At 31.3% G+C, this 243-nt stretch carries 1 protein-coding gene; it reads left to right on the top strand.

Annotated features, from left to right (window positions below; genetic code table 11):
• Positions 1-243: transposase (locus CD129_RS12075; protein WP_144437018.1), on the top strand; the 243-nt coding region annotated here is incomplete at both ends.

Genomic DNA, 243 nt, shown 5'->3' with positions numbered 1-243 from the left:
CAACAATTAAAAAATTCGATTCAACAATTATCACAGTTAGATAAAGAGATGGTTGAATTATCTCAACAACTCGAATGTTTCGAAGTTATACGTTCAATTCCTGGTATTGGAGAACTAACAGCGGCTATGATTATAGGTGAACTAGGAGATATCACAAAATTTAAATCCAATAAACAATTAAATGCCTATGTCGGTATTGATATCAAAAGATATCAATCTGGTAACACTCAATATAGAGACACT

It is taken from the genome of Mammaliicoccus fleurettii, assembly GCF_003970575.1.
Classification (GTDB): Bacteria; Bacillota; Bacilli; order Staphylococcales; family Staphylococcaceae; genus Mammaliicoccus; species Mammaliicoccus fleurettii.
The sequence above is the reverse complement of the archived record's forward strand: the minus strand, read 5'-3'. Positions and strand labels throughout refer to the sequence as shown.